At 68.3% G+C, this 15,621-nt stretch carries 15 protein-coding genes; 5 read left to right on the top strand and 10 right to left on the bottom strand.

What is annotated here, in order from left to right; all coding sequences use genetic code 11:
• Window positions 1-984 precede the first annotated feature (984 nt).
• A complete protein-coding gene (locus tag ACFOYX_RS15265; protein WP_322443060.1) occupies window positions 985-2,454 on the top strand; it encodes a protein kinase in 1,470 nt (489 codons plus the stop codon).
• Window positions 2,455-2,606: 152 nt separating this feature from the next.
• Here ACFOYX_RS15265 and ACFOYX_RS15260 read toward each other — a convergent pair whose 3' ends face one another.
• Window positions 2,607-3,536, bottom strand: coding sequence for a cation diffusion facilitator family transporter (locus tag ACFOYX_RS15260; protein WP_322443059.1), 930 nt, complete (start codon window positions 3,534-3,536; stop codon window positions 2,607-2,609).
• Between the two features lie 236 nt (window positions 3,537-3,772).
• Here ACFOYX_RS15260 and ACFOYX_RS15255 point away from each other — a divergent pair, with 236 nt between their 5' ends.
• Both ACFOYX_RS15255 and ACFOYX_RS15250 read left to right on the top strand, forming a co-directional pair.
• Entirely contained in the window at window positions 3,773-4,051 is a 279-nt protein-coding gene (locus tag ACFOYX_RS15255) for a hypothetical protein (protein WP_322443058.1), read from the top strand.
• A gap of 6 nt (window positions 4,052-4,057) precedes the next feature.
• Window positions 4,058-4,474: an STAS domain-containing protein gene (locus ACFOYX_RS15250; protein WP_322443057.1), complete on the top strand. Its 417-nt coding sequence runs from the start codon at window positions 4,058-4,060 to the stop codon at window positions 4,472-4,474.
• 167 nt (window positions 4,475-4,641) lie between these two features.
• Here the strand turns inward: ACFOYX_RS15250 and ACFOYX_RS15245 are convergent, their stop codons facing one another.
• A complete protein-coding gene (locus tag ACFOYX_RS15245; RefSeq protein ID WP_322443056.1) occupies window positions 4,642-5,097 on the bottom strand; it encodes a helix-turn-helix transcriptional regulator in 456 nt (151 codons plus the stop codon).
• A gap of 1,117 nt (window positions 5,098-6,214) precedes the next feature.
• A complete protein-coding gene (locus tag ACFOYX_RS15240) occupies window positions 6,215-7,336 on the bottom strand; it encodes an ISAs1 family transposase (RefSeq protein ID WP_377534045.1) in 1,122 nt (373 codons plus the stop codon).
• Window positions 7,337-7,540: 204 nt separating this feature from the next.
• On the opposite strand from ACFOYX_RS15240, the gene ACFOYX_RS15235 reads away from it, so the two are divergent.
• Window positions 7,541-7,852, top strand: coding sequence for a CrcB family protein (locus tag ACFOYX_RS15235; RefSeq protein WP_322443104.1), 312 nt, complete (start codon window positions 7,541-7,543; stop codon window positions 7,850-7,852).
• A 140-nt stretch (window positions 7,853-7,992) separates the two neighbouring features.
• Here ACFOYX_RS15235 and ACFOYX_RS15230 read toward each other — a convergent pair whose 3' ends face one another.
• The 4 genes from ACFOYX_RS15230 to ACFOYX_RS15215 all read right to left on the bottom strand — a co-directional run bounded on the left by ACFOYX_RS15230 (window position 7,993) and on the right by ACFOYX_RS15215 (window position 11,484).
• The gene (locus tag ACFOYX_RS15230) at window positions 7,993-8,244 is read right to left on the bottom strand and encodes a hypothetical protein (protein WP_322443055.1); all 252 of its coding nucleotides are present in this window, start codon (window positions 8,242-8,244) and stop codon (window positions 7,993-7,995) included.
• Between the two features lie 158 nt (window positions 8,245-8,402).
• The gene (locus tag ACFOYX_RS15225; protein ID WP_322443054.1) at window positions 8,403-8,744 is read right to left on the bottom strand and encodes a hypothetical protein; all 342 of its coding nucleotides are present in this window, start codon (window positions 8,742-8,744) and stop codon (window positions 8,403-8,405) included.
• Between the two features lie 188 nt (window positions 8,745-8,932).
• Window positions 8,933-9,325: an STAS domain-containing protein gene (locus ACFOYX_RS15220; protein ID WP_322443053.1), complete on the bottom strand. Its 393-nt coding sequence runs from the start codon at window positions 9,323-9,325 to the stop codon at window positions 8,933-8,935.
• A gap of 1,841 nt (window positions 9,326-11,166) precedes the next feature.
• Complete coding sequence (locus ACFOYX_RS15215) at window positions 11,167-11,484, bottom strand: MerR family transcriptional regulator (protein ID WP_322443052.1); 318 nt, start codon at window positions 11,482-11,484, stop codon at window positions 11,167-11,169.
• A gap of 634 nt (window positions 11,485-12,118) precedes the next feature.
• Between ACFOYX_RS15215 and ACFOYX_RS15210 the strand changes: the two genes are divergently transcribed.
• Window positions 12,119-12,490 carry an STAS domain-containing protein gene (locus ACFOYX_RS15210; RefSeq protein WP_146231183.1) on the top strand — a complete coding sequence of 124 codons (372 nt, stop codon included), beginning with the start codon at window positions 12,119-12,121 and terminating at the stop codon, window positions 12,488-12,490.
• A 405-nt stretch (window positions 12,491-12,895) separates the two neighbouring features.
• Here ACFOYX_RS15210 and ACFOYX_RS15205 read toward each other — a convergent pair whose 3' ends face one another.
• The 3 genes from ACFOYX_RS15205 to ACFOYX_RS15195 all read right to left on the bottom strand — a co-directional run.
• The gene (locus ACFOYX_RS15205; protein ID WP_322443051.1) at window positions 12,896-13,369 is read right to left on the bottom strand and encodes a hypothetical protein; all 474 of its coding nucleotides are present in this window, start codon (window positions 13,367-13,369) and stop codon (window positions 12,896-12,898) included.
• Window positions 13,370-13,523: 154 nt separating this feature from the next.
• Window positions 13,524-14,789, bottom strand: coding sequence for a HEAT repeat domain-containing protein (locus ACFOYX_RS15200; RefSeq protein WP_322443050.1), 1,266 nt, complete (start codon window positions 14,787-14,789; stop codon window positions 13,524-13,526).
• 565 nt (window positions 14,790-15,354) lie between these two features.
• The coding region (locus tag ACFOYX_RS15195; RefSeq protein WP_377534042.1) for a MarR family winged helix-turn-helix transcriptional regulator at window positions 15,355-15,621 on the bottom strand (267 nt) is incomplete at its 5' end.

Here is a 15,621-nt window from a genome sequence, read left to right as displayed (position 1 = left end):
GCTGAGCGGGGTCGTGAGGATGTCCTGAAGGTCGCCGAGTTCATCTGGAGAACGCGACGACCATCACGGCGATACACCCGATCAGCAAGGTGGTCCCGCCGAACATGGCATATGGCCACCATTGGTCCGAGCGCGGCTGCACCCGGATTAGCCGCGTAGTAGGTGCGTTCCAATCCGGAGGCGGAGCCGACGCGGCGTTAGCGCGCTGCGGCCACGGTGGCGGTGGGGTTCGCGGTTCCGACTGGGCCATGGCTACTTCCTGTGCGAGGCGTTGCCGTGCGTCGTATGGATCTTGAACGGGCGGGACCGCGGGGGTCGGGCGGTCGCGCCCGTCGAGGAGGTCGCGCACCCCGACCTTCCTCCTCAACCGGCGTCGGACGTCGTAATGGCGTTACAACGACAAAACGGTCGGCGGCCCACGCTTCCTGCTCGGTAATCTCCTCGGCGCGCTCGAAGAAGTCGCCTTCCTTTGGCGCTCGACCGGTCAGCTCTGTCGCCCGGAGGGCGGTCACACCACGTCCCCGCGCCACCGATGGACCATGTCGCCAGCACCGTCGTCCGCCAGAGCCGACCCTTGATGGCCCCCTGGTCCTCGGCGGTCCGCCTGTCACCGTCGAGGTGCCCGCGTCTGCGCCTGCCCCTGTCTGCGAGTTTCTGGATCACTCGGGATGATGATCGGCGGACACAAGGACGTGCCGCGCATGCCTGAGTCGTGTGACGTCGTGGTGATCGGCGGCGGTCAGGCGGGCCTCCAGCCCACTGGGAGACGAGGCAGAGCACGTGCTCGGCGTGTGGTACTCGCCTTCTGCCTTCCAGCAGTCGCGGTCAACCGGTTCTTCCGCCCGATCGCCTTGCGCGTGGGACCAGGTGCTGATGGGTGGCTCCTTTCAGCGCCGCCGCTGTACCCACCGCTGTCTCCTCGGCGCGCTCAGCCCGGCGGCGGCAGGGCGGTTGATGGCTGGTGCCGCCGGGCGGGCAGACTGGATGACCATGTCGCCGTTCACGCCCACCCTCCGGTTGCACGATCGGTACGTCCTGGGCGTGCGCATCGGGCTCGGTGGGATGTCGGAGGTGTGGCGTGCCGACGACGAGGTGCTCGGCCGGCCCGTCGCGGTCAAGGCACTCGCCGGCGACTTCGCCGTCGACCCGCAGCTGCGGGCCACCATCCAGCGGGAGGCCCGCGCGGCCGCCCGGCTGACCCACCCGCACGTGACCCAGGTGTACGACTACGGCGAGGCGACCCTGGCCGGCGGCACGGTCGTGCCGTACCTGGTGATGGAGTTGGTCGACGGGCGCAACCTGGCCGACAGGCTCACCGGCGGCCCGTTGCCTTGGCCGGAGGCGGTCCGGATGGCCGTGCAAGTCGCTGCAGCGCTCGCCGCCGCGCACCGGATCGGCGTGGTGCACCGCGACATCAAGCCGGGCAACGTGATGCTCACCGAGACCGGCGCCAAGGTGCTCGACTTCGGCATCGCCGCGCTCGCCGGCCCGCACCACCCGCTCGCTGGGCAGACCGGCGAGCTGCTGATGGGCACTCCCGCCTATTTCGCCCCGGAGCGGCTGGCCGCCGGTCCACCCAACCCGGCCAGCGACGTCTACGCCCTCGGCGCGCTGCTCTACTGCACCCTCGCCGGCCGGGCGCCGCTGCCCGTGCAGACTTGGGAGGACGCGCTGGAGGTGCACGCCGGGCACACCCCGGTGCCGCCGCTGCGCATCCCCGGCCTGCCCACCGACATCGCCGAGCTCACCCTCGCCTGCCTGGCGGCCGACCCGGGCCGCCGGCCCACTGCGGCACAGCTCGCCACCCGGTTCGTCGCCGGCCACCCGGCCGACCCTCCAACCGCGATCCTGCCCACCCTGCCGGCCGGCCCGGCCGCCGTCGCTCCGGCGCACCCGCTCACGCTGATCGACCGGTCGCTGCCCGCGGCGCGTCCGTTGCGCGCTGCATCGCCGGCAGCCTCGTCGCCCCAGCCGAATCGGCTGCTCGCGGTGATCGCCGCGGCCGGCCTCGCCCTCGTCGCCGGGGTGGTCGGAATGCTTACCCTCGGCGGCGAACCGGACAATCCGGCCGCCGCGCCACCGGTCGCCGTCACACCCGTCGAGCAGCCAGCGTCGGAGGCGCCGGGCGAGTCGCCCGATCCGGTTAACGCTCCGCCAACGACCGGCGGGCCCAAGCCAGTCACCCTACGGCAGCTGGCCGCTCAGCTGACGGCCGTGATCGACAACGCCGAGAGCCGGAGGGAGATCGACCCAAAGACGGCCGAGGAGTTGCGAGACAAGCTCGCCGAGCTGGACCGGGGCAAGCCCAAGGACCGCGCCAAGCGGATTCGGGAATTGAGCGAGCGGGTCGCCGACGCGGCCGACGGGGGCCGGATCAGCGCCGACACCGCCGCCCGCCTTCAGGACCTGCTCGCCGGGTACTCTCATGCACGGGGCGAGGAAGACGACGACTGACAGCTCAGGCGCAGGCTGATGCGGTCGTTGTCCGAGGCAGGCGGCCGGCTGCTACCCGACCGGCGTTCCGTTGAGGTGTTGCCGGTGGCTGGCGACACGCAGAACAGTCAGGGCAACCTGGCCGGTGGCTTGTTCGGGCGATTGAGCAAGTCCTACGCCCCGACGGCGGACGGGCTGAGGAAGACGAACCGGATTGCCGGGTTACGCGCGGTGAGCCGTCGTCTGGCCTCGTCGGCCACGTCTTCGATGTCGGCGCCCATGACCTCGTCGGCAAAGTCAATCTTCGCGACAACGAGAATGTCGTCGGGACCGAGCTGCAGGGTCAGCAGCTCCACGACGCCTCGAACGTTTGGCAGAGCGGCCAATTCCCGGCGAATCTCGTCCTGCACCGGCTCCCGGGCTGCCCGCCCAACGAGCAGGGCGAGGTTGTTGCGGGCCAGAATCGTGGCCACCACCAGCAGCAGAACCCCGATGGCGACCGATGCGGTGCCATCCCAAACCGGATCACTGGTCAGCTCGGCGACCCCGAGGCCTGCACCGGCCAACCCCAGGCCGATCAGGGCGGCGCTGTCCTCCAGGAACACCGCCTTGATGGCGGTGTTGGGCGTGCGCCGTAGGACCCTAGCCGAACTGATGCCCCAGCGCTTGGCCCGGCGCCGTACCTGCCGCACCGTCCGGATCAGAGACACCGACTCCAGGACGAAGGAGACGACCAGCACCGCGTACGAGACGACGTAATCTCCAGTCTCCTGGGCCGATACGATGACGTGCACGCCGTGGGTAATGGAAAAGCCGGCGCCGCTGACGAAGGTGAAGACCGCCGCGAGGAGAGCCCAGATGTAGCTCTCCCGACCGTAGCCGAACGGGCGCCCGGGGTCGGCCGGGCGGCGGCCACGACGCAGCGCCACGAACAGCAGCACCTCGGTCGTGGTGTCGGCGAACGAATGCGCGGCTTCCGACAGCATGGCCGCCGAACCCGAGAGCAGACCCGCAACCACCTTGGCTACGGCGACAGCGACGTTGACGGAACCGGCCACGATCACCGTGCGGACGCTCTGCGACTGCCCGTCCGATTCGGTCATGGAGTCAGGCTATGGGCCGGGTGTCGACCGGGCGGACAAACCGACAGGCACACGGTGCCGTGGACCACCAGCCGCCGGCTGAGCTTCGCCAACGACCTCACCCTCCGCAGCTGATCGCGGTGACCGACAACGTGTAAACGCGTAGGTCCCCGGCCGCGTGATCGGCCGATTTCCGTGGTGCGCTCATACAGGCGCGCACGACCAACGCGGTGCGCCACGGCGGCGGGGCAGGCCAGTTGGATCTCTACCTGCGCGCTGATGTGCTGGTGTGTGAGGTGACCGATCACGGTGCCGGCATAGGTGACCTGCTCGTCGAGATGCCGGCGGCGGACGTGCCGGGCGGCCGAGGGCTGTGGTTGGCTCACCAGCTGACCGGCACGCTAATGGTGGCTGGAGGGCCCGCCGGAGTCGCTGCCTCGGTGAGCGCCTGCCTCACCATCCAATCGACACCTGTCGCTTCGGACAGCTCAAACCCTGAAAGGGATAGGGTGGACTTATCTGCCGATGAAGGGTGAGTAGACGTGAATCCAGAGCCGAATTGGCAGTATCAGGTTCGTGCCGACGGTGACGCGAGAACTATCGCACTGTCCGGCGAGATCGATATCAACGGTGCCGAGGAGTTGCACTCGCTGCTGCAGGAGGTGGTTGATGCAGGCGGCGGGGTACAGGTCGACCTCGCCCAGTTGACATTCATCGACTCCACCGTCATCACCGCGCTCATCAAGTCGCGGAACTCGGCCAGGGCTGCAGGTCGCCCTTTCGCTGTGGTCAATCCCGCCACCCAGGTGCGGCGAGTACTCACTGTCACCGGGGTCCTGAACGCCCTGACATCCGGCCCCGGTGACCGCCGCAACGGGCCAGGGGTCGACCAGGAGCCGGCAGCGTTAGCGCAGGGAAGCACTGCGGCAACAATCTCCACACCTGGCTGGACGAGGTAGAGGCCGAGGCTCGCCCGCTACACGCCTTCGTCCACGGCCTGCGTAACGATCTGCCCGCTGTCCGCTGGGCTCACCCTGCCCACAGCGACGGTCCTATCGGAAGACGCCAACGTGAAAATCAAGTTCCTGAGAGATGGCAGATGTACGGCAACGCCGGATCAGGGATGTCAGGCCGTGGGCACCACTATGTGCTGCTTGTCCTCCGCCGCAACCGCCGGGCCGGACAGTCGCGTGAGGACGAGCCGGACGTCCGCCCGGACAGATGCTTCCCGAGCGCGTGGCCTACTGACTGTGGCCCGGCTCGTCGGCATGCCGAGGGCTCGCATCGCCTCGGTGACGGGCCGCTTGAGGTTGCGGCAGAAGCGGCCCACCTCTTTGAGCTGCGGGTAGCCGTTCCAGTCGCCGTTGAGCCAACGGAAAATCGTTGACCGGCCGACGCCCGAGTGGGCGGCGGTCTCGATGATCCGCCAGCCGCGTTCGCGGCGGGCGGTGTCGACAGCGTGACGCACGAGCTGCGCGAATGCCTCGTGGGGTCCGCCGGGTCGCGGATGCGGCGTCAGCGTCTTCACCCTGTCGGTGACCGCAGACGGTACTTCGCGTGTGCCAGCGCTTCCTTCGATCATGTCCTCGGGCCCGTGACATCCAATGGAGGTGCGCAATGCCGTCCGCTTCGTGTCATCGCCGCTCTATGACGCCCGGGCGGTACGTCATGCCGTGGGGAGGCTGAGCACCGCCCGGGCTCGAAGACCGGAGCACCGGCCCTCCCACACCCACAGGCGTCGTGTCCCCAGCCGCCGTTACGTCGATGCGGGCCCTTGTCGAGTCGGTGTGCAAGCTAGCGAAACGGCTGAGCGGAACCGGAATCCGCCCGTAGGGACCCGCTGTTGCGCAGACCTCGCGCTCTGACCAGTGGTCGCCGTACAGTCTGCTCGCCCGAACTGCCCTCCTGGCGGGGAGCATCGTCAGAGTCGCCGTCACCCTGATGCGTTGAACGCCTCTCACCCGACCGGCCGACCGGTCTGGTTCTGGCTGAGGCGTCATCCTGCTCTCCGGAGGGTCCTCGCTTGTAGACGGTCCTGCCTGTCTGACACAACCGCTTCGACGCGCCGGATCAACGCCCAGACCGTTTTGAGGGCCGTCTCGCCGGGCGTCGGACGAGCAGCGGGAGTCAGCGGGCGGCATGGCAGGATGGGCTTGGGTTCTCTCCTTCTAGGCCTATCGGGGCTAGGTGCTATCGGGCTGGACCTGCATCTGCCCGAGGCGCTGAGGCGAGAGAGCTCCGGTCGTTCCGGCCAAACTGGCTGGTACTCCGGCCAAACTGCCGGTACTCCGGCTGGACATGAGGGACGCGGATCCGCGCTGCTGGGCAGGGCCTTCGTCGGGGCGCACAGCATCGAGTATGTAGGGGGAGGCGAAATGCAACCGCATTACGTAAAGGCTCTCCTCATGTGTGCCAATACAGGAAAACTCCTGAAGTACTGCCTGCCGATTTCGAAAGCTGTACCGACGGGACTCCAATGCAGATTGCCTGATCAGAGCAATAATGATGGCGGATTACCGCCGCTATGCGAGTCGTGTCGCCGGCTGGCTTCAAACCCTACATGGTTGCAGCACGAGGTTGCGCAACGTGTATCGGAGGGCTGGGACGAGCACCAGCGTGTAGGAGCGGTGGTCATCGGATGTTTTGTTGATCAGTGACCTACCCAGGTGGGGATCCAGGGGCAAAGCAAAGTCAGTTGATCATGGTCGGGATGCTTTGAGCAGGGCGGGGATGAGCGTCTTGTTGCCGTGGTTGCGTTCCAGCACCTGCTTGATCTTGGTGTGTCCGGCGAGTCGGATGAGTCCGAGGGCGAGGTTGCGCAGCAGGGCCATGCCGTGGGCGGCGTGGCCGGTGTAGGCGTGCTGGTGGTCTTCGGCGAACAGGACGTCGCGCACCCAGTGGATCTTGTTTTCGATGCCCCAGTGTTCGCGGACGTAACCGGCGAGCTGGCCGGCAGTGGCGTCATCGGCGCTCAGGCTGGTGATGCCGTGGATGATCTCTTTGCTGATGCGCTGGCCGGACAGGTTGTAGGTGTCGCGGCGTAGCCGGAAGACCTGTGCGGCGGCGGGGAAGTCGACACCGTCGGCGTCGGCGGTCCACATCCACCGCCGGATGATCATCCCGTTGCGGTGTTCTTCCTCGACGTGTGTGGCGGTGTCGGCAGTCGCGGTGGGCACCCGGTTCCAGATGGCGGCCAGCAGGGAAGGCTTGTTGCCCTTGACGGTGAACACGTAGTCGGCGCCCCGGCCGGTGAGGTATTCGGCGGTGTCCCGGTTGGGATGGGCGGCGTCGGCGGTGACGACCATCCCGGCGACCTGGATCGGGCCCAGCAGCGCTTCGATCTGGGTCACTTCGGTGGTGTCGGCGGGGACCTGGACCTGCCCGATGACCACGGCCGTGTCGTGCCGCATCGCCGAGAACAGCTTCGCGTCCGGGGATGCGCCGCCGCCGGAGTTGCGGACCGTCTTACCGTCCACTGCCAGTCCCACGCCCAACCGTCCGCCGTCGGGGATGAGCCGGGCGGCCATCCACCGGCAGACCAGCAGGTCAACAGCGGGAGCGTCGATAGCCTCGACCAGCCGACGAATTGTGTCCCGGCTCGGCGTCAACCGTACCCCCAACACCGGATGGGCGCGGGCACCCGCAGCGGCCAGGAACGCCTGCGGCATCTCCGCGACCCGGTCGGCGGCCTGCCGGAAGTTACCCGCCCCGCACAGCACCGCCAACACCATCAGCGTCAACACCGCCGCGCATCGATGCCGCACCCCCCGCCGCTTACGCGGATCCCTCACCAGCGCGAACAGCTCGACCAACGACGTCACATCAGACAAATCACGATCGCCGCAGGCGATGATGCCCGCGACCGGGACGTGCGAGACTGCCACAAGCGGCCTTTCTTGACGGAGATGATGGCTTCAGCACCTTCATCCTCCACAAAGGAAGGCCGCGCCCATCGGCCGCCCTAGACACCGCGACCCGATGACCCCGACCAGCACAAACCATGATCAACTAACTTTGCTTCGCCCCTGGGTGGGGATCGTCAACACGCCGCAGGTGCGGACCTGCAGGCGGTCAACGTCATCGGCTCGCTCATCCTGGGCGTGCTCATCGGCGGCGCCACCAACGGCGCCGTGTCCAGCCCGCTGGTCGCTCTGCTGGGCACCGGGCTGTGCGGGGCGTTGAGCACCTACTCGACCTTCGGGTACGAAACCATCCGGCTGTTTGAGGACGCTGCCCCGCTTCTACAGCCTGGCTCGCTGCTCAACGCCGCTGTCAGCGTCGTCGCCGGACTCGGCGCCGCGTTCGTCGGGGTCAGCCTCGCGGCGATCTGGCCCTGACCGGCTCGCTGATAGTGGAGCAACACAGTGGGGTGAGTTGGGTGCCGGCCCAGGCCCTGTCCGCGCTGCTGCACGCTTAGCCTGGCAACCAGCGTCGGTCCAGTCGCGTGCAGCCGGGCGTTCCTTCCCGGGGAGGGCGCTCAGCGGGCGGTGCCAGTGGTGCGGAGGTTCGCCACAAGCAGGGTGAGGGCGAGCAGCATCCAGCCGACGAGGTAGGCGAACGTGACCTGTCGCCCGAAGTGGCCGATGCCGGCCTGGCGGCGAGGATCCGTACCGCCCGACGCAGGAACATGCGATGTTCCTGCAGCGCTGCCAGCAGTTGGCGGCGTTGCTGCCATCGGTTCTTCCGTGACCTGCCGGTCGGCGGCGAGGTTGTGTGAGCCGCCGAGCATGTAGTCGTAAAAGGCGCGCAGCCGCCGGCCGATTGATATCGACGTCTGGTGGCACCCATTCCGGTCGGTGCATCCGGCACCTCCCGTGGGCAGATGTGGACGAGCCTCAATCGCTGAGAGAACGCCTCTCACTCCCGAGGGGCTCAGACACACGTACCTCAGAGGCTGCCAGGCCAACGGGTTTCCGGCTGGTCGCCGGCCTGTTCGACCAGCACCTGCTGTGCGCGCAGCGCCTGCTCCTGAGGGCCGCCATCGAAGGGCAGGACCATCGCGACGTCGTCGTCCTGCCGGCGCGCGCCGGGCACGTCACCGATCGGGACGTGGACCAGACGCACGAGGGCGCGACCGCTCATGTCCGCGACGAGAAACGACACCCACAACGCGTCGAGGCTAGCCCCGACGCTGCGGGTCACCGCCTCCACACCGTCGACCGGGGCGGCTTTCTCCACCGCGAACAGCACATCATTGAGATTCACACCGCTCATCCCGCTTCTGGCCACGCGACGGAGCATAGACGCCGCCGAAGCGCCCACTCGACGGCGAAAACACAGGACGCCATCTGTACGCCGACACCAACGCGAACATGCAGGCTACGTCCGAGCCGATCGGCCCCTGCCCGAGACACCGCCGTCGGCGCCCTGGCCCGTTGCCGCGACGGTGCCTTCGGCAGCTACCTGTGAGGTATTCCTTACCGTGCGCGGCTGACCTCGGCTGCGGCACAGGCACCTGGGCTATCGGTTTGTGATGCGGCGGAGTCGGGCAGAGTCGCCACGTCGGACGTGCCTGCGAGTAGCCCGAGCAGCCCTGCGGCAAAGAGCTGCCGGCGCACGGACGGTGGAATGCTGATAACTGTCAGGGTTCCGCCACAGACATGCACCGCCCGGTGACAGGCCACCAGGGTGCGCATCCCGGCGGAGTCGATGAAGGTCAGACCGGCCAGGTCCAGTTCGACATGGCGCACCGTCTCGGACCGCAACGCGGCGAGAACTTCGTCATACACCAGTCCGGCTGTCGCCACGTCCACCTCGCCCCGCAGGCGCAGGCGCACCCACGAGCCGCGGCGGACCGCCTCGATCGTCAATTCCCCTGCCTCACTCCGACGTCCGCCAACAGGGCTCGAAGAGCTGCCCTGCGTCAATCAGTCACCACACGCTAGTCCGCCCCCGTCACGGCTGTGGTCAGCCTTGCCGGTGGCCGCAACCGCCGCAGCTCCCGGTCAGCATGCCGCCGGTGCTCTGGCAAGCGTGGCGGAATGGCGGAAACGAGCCCAACCCACGGGTGCCGCAGCTTGATCGCCGACGGACCGGTGCCCGTGCGTCGGCGGGCGGGAACAGTGCCTGCTAATGCCAGTCGAGTGCCGACACCCGACGGCAAGGCAATCGTTCGCGCCTCGGTAGGCCCCGGCCGGCCGGGGCCTACCCGGTCAGGACTCGGACCTCCGGCGTCGGTAGAGCACCAGCAAGGCTGCGGCCGGTGGCGACAGCGACGCTGCCGACGCCCGTCAGGACGGGTACCAGCCGGCTACCGCCGCTACCGCCGGTCCCACAGGTGACCGAGTCCCGGGGCACCCGACTGAGATGACACGAGGATGTCCTGGCCTTTCAGCCAGGCCCATCCTCGACTCTTGCCGGCGCCGGTGGCCGCGCTATGCGTCGTTGACGCTTGGGGGTCCAGTGTCGGTTGCGGTGGTCGATTCGGCCTGCGGCATGGGGTCGGTAGCGTCGGGTTGGGTTGCTTGTCGCTGGGCTATCCGGTTTCTTACCTGGGCGATGACCGCGCCGGTCGTTTGCCGGGCGTGCCGTGCGGCGGTCAGTGCCCGTCCGGCGGCTTGGTTGGCCGCGGTGGTTGCCTTCTGCCGGGCGGTGGGCGGGCTGTTCGGTGCATCGTCGAGGTCGGCCACGGGCGCTGGTTCACCGTCGTCTGTCACGGCGCCTCGTCTGGCGCGTATCCGGACGGCGGCCAGTGTCGTGGCGATCGCCACGGCGGCGACCGTCCACGGCCACCGCCGTGGCTGGCGGATTCGCATCATGATTTCTCCTCCGAGAGTTTCAGGTAGGTCGCTGTTCCGGTGCAGGGCCTGCGACGCTGCACCTTGAATGACGGGCCGGGTGGACGGCGGTAGGGCTATGGTCACGGCGCCGGGCGGCTGTAGTGCCACCGCACGTCGTGCGATCAGCCGGCGTTCACCAACACGCGACGGACGCGACGGGGTCGATCGGGAACGGCGAGGAGCACCAGGCCGTGGCCGGCAGCCGGCCAGGCGCCCGAGGCGCTGCCGCCGGCCGCGTGAGGCAGGGACGGGGGTCACAAGGAATGCCCGCAGCGCGGTCACCGCAGGCAGCGCGCGGCGTCGGATGGGCGGCGGCCTGAACTCGGCCACGGGAAACGATCGAAGCGGTGGCCGGAACTGTCGCCAACATGATCGGGGTCATGGAACCCCTTTCCGAAACTGCCGACAGCCGCGAGCAGACGCTAGAAGCGGTGGCGGCGGAGCACAACCTCCACTTCTCCAGGGTAGACCGGAAGAAGCAAGGTCAACAGGGCCGTTCGGCCGGCGCGTCTGTCCTCAGGCTCCTGGCTCCTCAATGGACCCGGCTCCATCCGGCCGCTGGCGGCCCAGCCTCCGGCGGCACGATTGCGCGATGAACGTGGGCAGTGGAAATTCACGGCCCAAGGCCGGCGGGACTGGCTAGCCTTGCCGCTCCGGGACAGGATGTCACGTCTGATGTCCGTCCTCGGGGCAAGGCTGCTCAGCCAAGCGGTCCGGGGGGCGCGCAGGAAAGAGAGGGTCAGGAGATGTCACGTTCGCCCCCGCGCCGGCCCGCGAAAGTCGAGGCGGGGACGATGGATTGGCTCTCGACGGCTGGCCGCCCTTCAACGACATCAGCGCTACGCCGAGTGCCTGAACGCGGGGGCGGGTCGTCAGTCGTGTCGCTGCGTCCCATGATGCTGCTGGTTGTGTCGCAGGGCTTCCTCGAGTTGGTCTTCGAGGATGATGATCCGGCAGGTGGCCTCCAGGGCGGTGCCCTGGTCGACCATCTTCCGGCCCGGGGCGGCCGGGCGAAGCTGGTAGCGGGAGCAGCGGCGGTGCCCGCCGGTGGAGCGGTGCGGGTTGATCAGTTTCGCCGCATCCATGCGGCGTAGGAAGTCCTGCGTGGTGCCGAGCATCAGCGTGGCCTGGCCGATGGTGTAGGCGCGGTAGTCCTCGTCGCCGAACATGTCATCGGGGTTCTGCCCCATGTCACCTGCACGTCGAGGGCCCCGGCGCGTACACGCCGGGGCCCAGGGTTGCGGGTCAGAAACACCATCTACCGACGGCAACGTCGGCTTGTCGTTCCGCACCAGCCCTCAGTGAAGGCTTCGAGTGCGAGGATCGCATATGCGTGACCGGAGACCACCTCTCGTTCGATGGAAACTGCGGTGTCCGCCTGGCCCGAATAACGACCGGTAGCGGGCGATCCAACGGTGTGCGGCCCTCCCTTTCCTCTACTTCTCTTTCCCTTGCTGGTGTGCGGTCCGCCGGTGTCGGGGCCCACGCACCTTCATGGCCCCGTACACGTGTGGCGAATCTTCAGATGGAGCCCTGAAGACATCTTGGCCCCACCTGCGGCGCCCCGTCGTCGATCACGCCGGAGCTGACGTACTTCTACTGCCGTTCGGAGGGGAGCACCGAAGCCTCTACCTGTTCCCACTCCTGCGCCCGTCGTAACCTCACGACCGGGCGGCCCATCTGCGTCCTCTTCGGTTCTCTGCTCTCAACTCGAAGAAAGCTAGCCCGGGCCGGCAGGGATGTCTAGTGATCCCGGCATAGATCTTCTGACTGACCGTCCATAGGCTCGACAGCTGTTTGGAAGGGCAGCAGGGAGAACCCTCAGTGGCACCGTTACGCATCACTACGGACGTCGACATGGACGGCGTCGCCATTCTCGGCCCCGCCGGCAACCTCGACGCCGACACCAGCGAGGACCTCACCAGGGCGGTCACCGCCGTCCTGACCCGCCACCGGGTGACACACCTGGTGGTGGACCTCCTCCGAGTGTCATCCCTTGACCCGGTCGCCCTGGACACCCTGCTAGGGGCACGGGCAACAGCCCTGCAAGCAGGCGCGTCCTTCCGAGTCATGCGTCCGCACCACACGGTGCGACGAGTACTGCATCTCGCCGGCACCTGTCAGCTACTCATGCACGGGCGCCTACCGGCGGCCCGGTCCGGCCCCACTGGGATGACCAACGGCACGATCCAGTAGCGGACTGCCGGTAGTGGTCGTGGCCTGCTCACCCGGCGCGAAGCCGCAGGGCCACGACGGTCCGGCATACCTGAATGTCCAGGCAGAGCGGGCTCTCTGGTGGGAGAAGTGATCTTCGTGTCGCCCGGGGGCCTGCTTGCCGGCGTTATCCGTTCCCTGTCTGGTGAGCCTGTTCGATGCTCGGCGTCCTTTCCTCGGCGGCGCCGGCGGCGGAGACCCGGCCGAAGCCGCGGCCGGCGCGGTCCGACTGGCATTGCTACCCGACGACGGCCCCACGGGTGAATTCCTCTCCTGGGACGGGACGCCCGTGCCCTGGTGAACCGCCCTCCACCGGAGGGCGCCCGACCGCAGCGGTCACGACAACCGAGTTGACCGCTGCGGTCGCCTGGCTCATCGGGACGCGCGCTATTGCCGCCGTTCGTGCGCTCGGCCTGTTGGCCGGCCGTCACTGTTGCGTGGATTGCCGCCGTAGAGGGCTGCGAAGACGCGGTCCCGCAGGATCTCGTACTGCTGGGGGCATCGTCGAGGTGGGCCCGGCGGGCGTTGCTGGACTTGACCGCCGACAACGACTTCCGGTGGCTGGAACTGGTCAGCTGTCAGGTCGACCTCGCGGCCGTCGGCCAATCGATTCCAGTAGTGGTAGCCGACCTTGGCGTCTCCGGCGAGGACCTCGCCGAGGATCAGCTCTCCGCCGAGCAGGTCCTGAATGATCAAGGCAGTCACCCCGCATTGACCACGGGCTGCGTTGCCGGCGTGCCAATCCTGCGCATCGTGCGGGTCGCAGGTATCCGCTCCCCAGCCGGCGCGCAGTACCGGCCGCAGCATCTCCAGGTCAATCGCGAAAGGGACTGATCGTTGGTCGCGCTCTTCAGACGTCACCCAGGAAGGGTCAGCCCTCGACCGGGTCGAGAGTCAAGAAATACCCCGCCTCGGGTCCTGACCGGCCGAACGGCGCCACTAGCGGGCGCGCTCATCTGCCGCAGATAATGTGCGCATCTGCGGTAGTCGGGCGGTCAGCCTGCGGCCAGTGTCATCACGCCTGCGAACCGGGGGCGGAGCCGGACTCACGATCGGCGTCGCTGTCGCACCACCGGGTCATCGCCATCTGGTCGTCGGGCAGGTTGTAGGCGCCCAGCAGCATGCTGACCATTGCGCCGTCGTCCAGGATTCCGCTGCGTTGCAGCCCGGCGACGGCGGTGCGCTGATCGGCGCCCAGCTCGGTGAAAGCGGTGCCGTCCGGTACCGGGCCGTTGGGGAAGGCGGTGTCGAGGGCCGCACGCAGCAGCAGGTAGAGCTCGGTGTCGTCAGCTGGCGCGTTCAGCCGGTCGACGAGGATCTGCACCCGGTCCGGGGCGACTGCCGCGTCGAGGTCTCGGACGGTGAGTGCGGCGAACGTCGCCATGCCGCCGTGGAGGAACGGCCAGTACGGGACGGGACCGACGGCTCCGAAAAGGCAGGCGTACAGCTCCTCGATCAGCGGCCGGTCGGGGCGCGACACCAGACGGGCCAGCCCCAGCACCGCCGACCAGCGCTCTCCCCGGTTGTCGCTGCCGAGGCGGGCCGACAGCGCGTTGACTAGTTCAGGATCGTCAACGCTGCCGCACAGCCCCGCGGCCACGGAGGCGGTCGCTGCGACCATGGGCTGCGGTTCGGCGCCGATCAGGCGGGCCAGGGCCGGCGTGATTGACTCCCGCTCTTCGGGGAACCAGGCCAGCAGGTGGGCGGCGTGTAGCCGTACCGGGGTCTCGGTAGACGCCAGGGCGGCGAGGTACGCGGGCACCCCGGCCCGCACCGCGTCGTACGCCGCGATCTGCCACCGCGCCGCATCGCGGTCGCCCTCCACATCGGAGAACTCGTTGCGGCGCGCTCGAGCCCAGCGCTCGTGGTCAGTACTTCCCGCTGCCGCCCAGTCGGAGTGCTCCCGTTCCAACTGGCCCCGGGTGAGGTGGGCCCGGCGCTCTACCTCGCGCCGCGCCTTCGCCACGTCGGGGCGATCGATCAGCCAGGAACTCTCATCCCCCACCGCGACGGTCGCCAGCACCTGACAGGCGGCGAAGCGATCCGGCGCCTTGGGATCAGCGACGATCTCGACCAGGAACGGCGTCGCGACTGCGCTAGCCTCGTACCTCGAGCCCCGATGCACCAGCAGGTCCAACAGTCCCTGGTAGGCATTGCGGCGGGCCTCCCGGTCGCGCGAGCGCAGCCGGCCCAGCAGGTCGGGCACCTCCACCGCCGGCCCGTACGCGTGCTGCACCGAGCCCCAGTCGACCGCATCCCATGATCTCTGTCGTCGCCACACCGGCAGCAGACTACGGCTTGTGCCCCTCGCCGTCCGCCCCGTGGTCTGCGTGAGGGCCCACCAGGTGGTGCAGCAGCTCGGGGAAGGCGGAGGGCCAACCGCGTGCCGGCCGACCCAAGCGACCTCGCCGTCCTCGATCTCCGGGTCACGGTCGCCGTCAAGGGTCAGGAACGGTGCCGCCTTCTGCATCCGGTGGCGCGGAGCGGGGTCCCGCGCTCGTTGTACGACCACCATCCCGTTGCCGCCCGCAGTCGGCCGTGCAATCGACCACGCTGAATAGAGACCGAACCGCCGGACCTATCCTGCTCAACCGCCGCGACGTCCGGATTGACCGCAACTGCGCAACACGCCGGCTCAAGTACCTGGCCCCGGCCTGGGGAGGCCGGACGTCCATGTCGTCTAGCTCCGCCCGATCATGCTGATGAGCGCGCACAGTGGCGGATGCCACCCCGTCGCCCATGCCCGGAGGAGCGTCGGAAGACCAGGTCGGCCGTTCAAGGTGCGGACCGGTGCGGCGCATGCGTGTAGTGCGGGTGAGGTTGTCTCAGGGTGGGCGACGTTCTGTTCAAGTTCTCGATGCGGCCGATCGGTCGGCCGGCTGTGCTGGCATTGTGATCGTGCTGTGGTTGTTGTCGACAATCGTGTCGAACACCTTGAGTAGCAGCCGGTGCAGGGTCGTCCGCTGGTGGTCGGTCAAGCCCGCGAGCAGGTCGTGGTCCAGCGCGGCTCCGGTGCGGCGGAGTTCGTCGACTGTTGTTCGTCCTGCCGTGGTGATGACGACGGCGCGCTTGCGTCGATCGGTCTGATCGCTGGTACGTGCGATCAGACTTTG

This window comes from Micromonospora sp. GCM10011541 (assembly GCF_042650725.1).
GTDB classification, from domain to species: Bacteria; Actinomycetota; Actinomycetes; order Mycobacteriales; family Micromonosporaceae; genus Micromonospora; species Micromonospora sicca.
The sequence above is the reverse complement of the archived record's forward strand: the minus strand, read 5'-3'. Positions and strand labels throughout refer to the sequence as shown.

Bases quoted from the DNA above. Each gene is read 5' to 3' on its own strand.
- ACFOYX_RS15260 (WP_322443059.1), bottom strand. From the start codon at position 3,536: ATGACCGAATCGGACGGGCAGTCGCAGAGCGTCCGCACGGTGATCGTG.
- ACFOYX_RS15245 (WP_322443056.1), bottom strand. From the start codon at position 5,097: ATGATCGAAGGAAGCGCTGGCACACGCGAAGTACCGTCTGCGGTCACC.
- ACFOYX_RS15215 (WP_322443052.1), bottom strand. From the start codon at position 11,484: ATGGGGCAGAACCCCGATGACATGTTCGGCGACGAGGACTACCGCGCC.
- ACFOYX_RS15230 (WP_322443055.1), bottom strand. From the start codon at position 8,244: ATGCTCGGCGGCTCACACAACCTCGCCGCCGACCGGCAGGTCACGGAA.
- ACFOYX_RS15265 (WP_322443060.1), top strand. From the start codon at position 985: ATGACCATGTCGCCGTTCACGCCCACCCTCCGGTTGCACGATCGGTAC.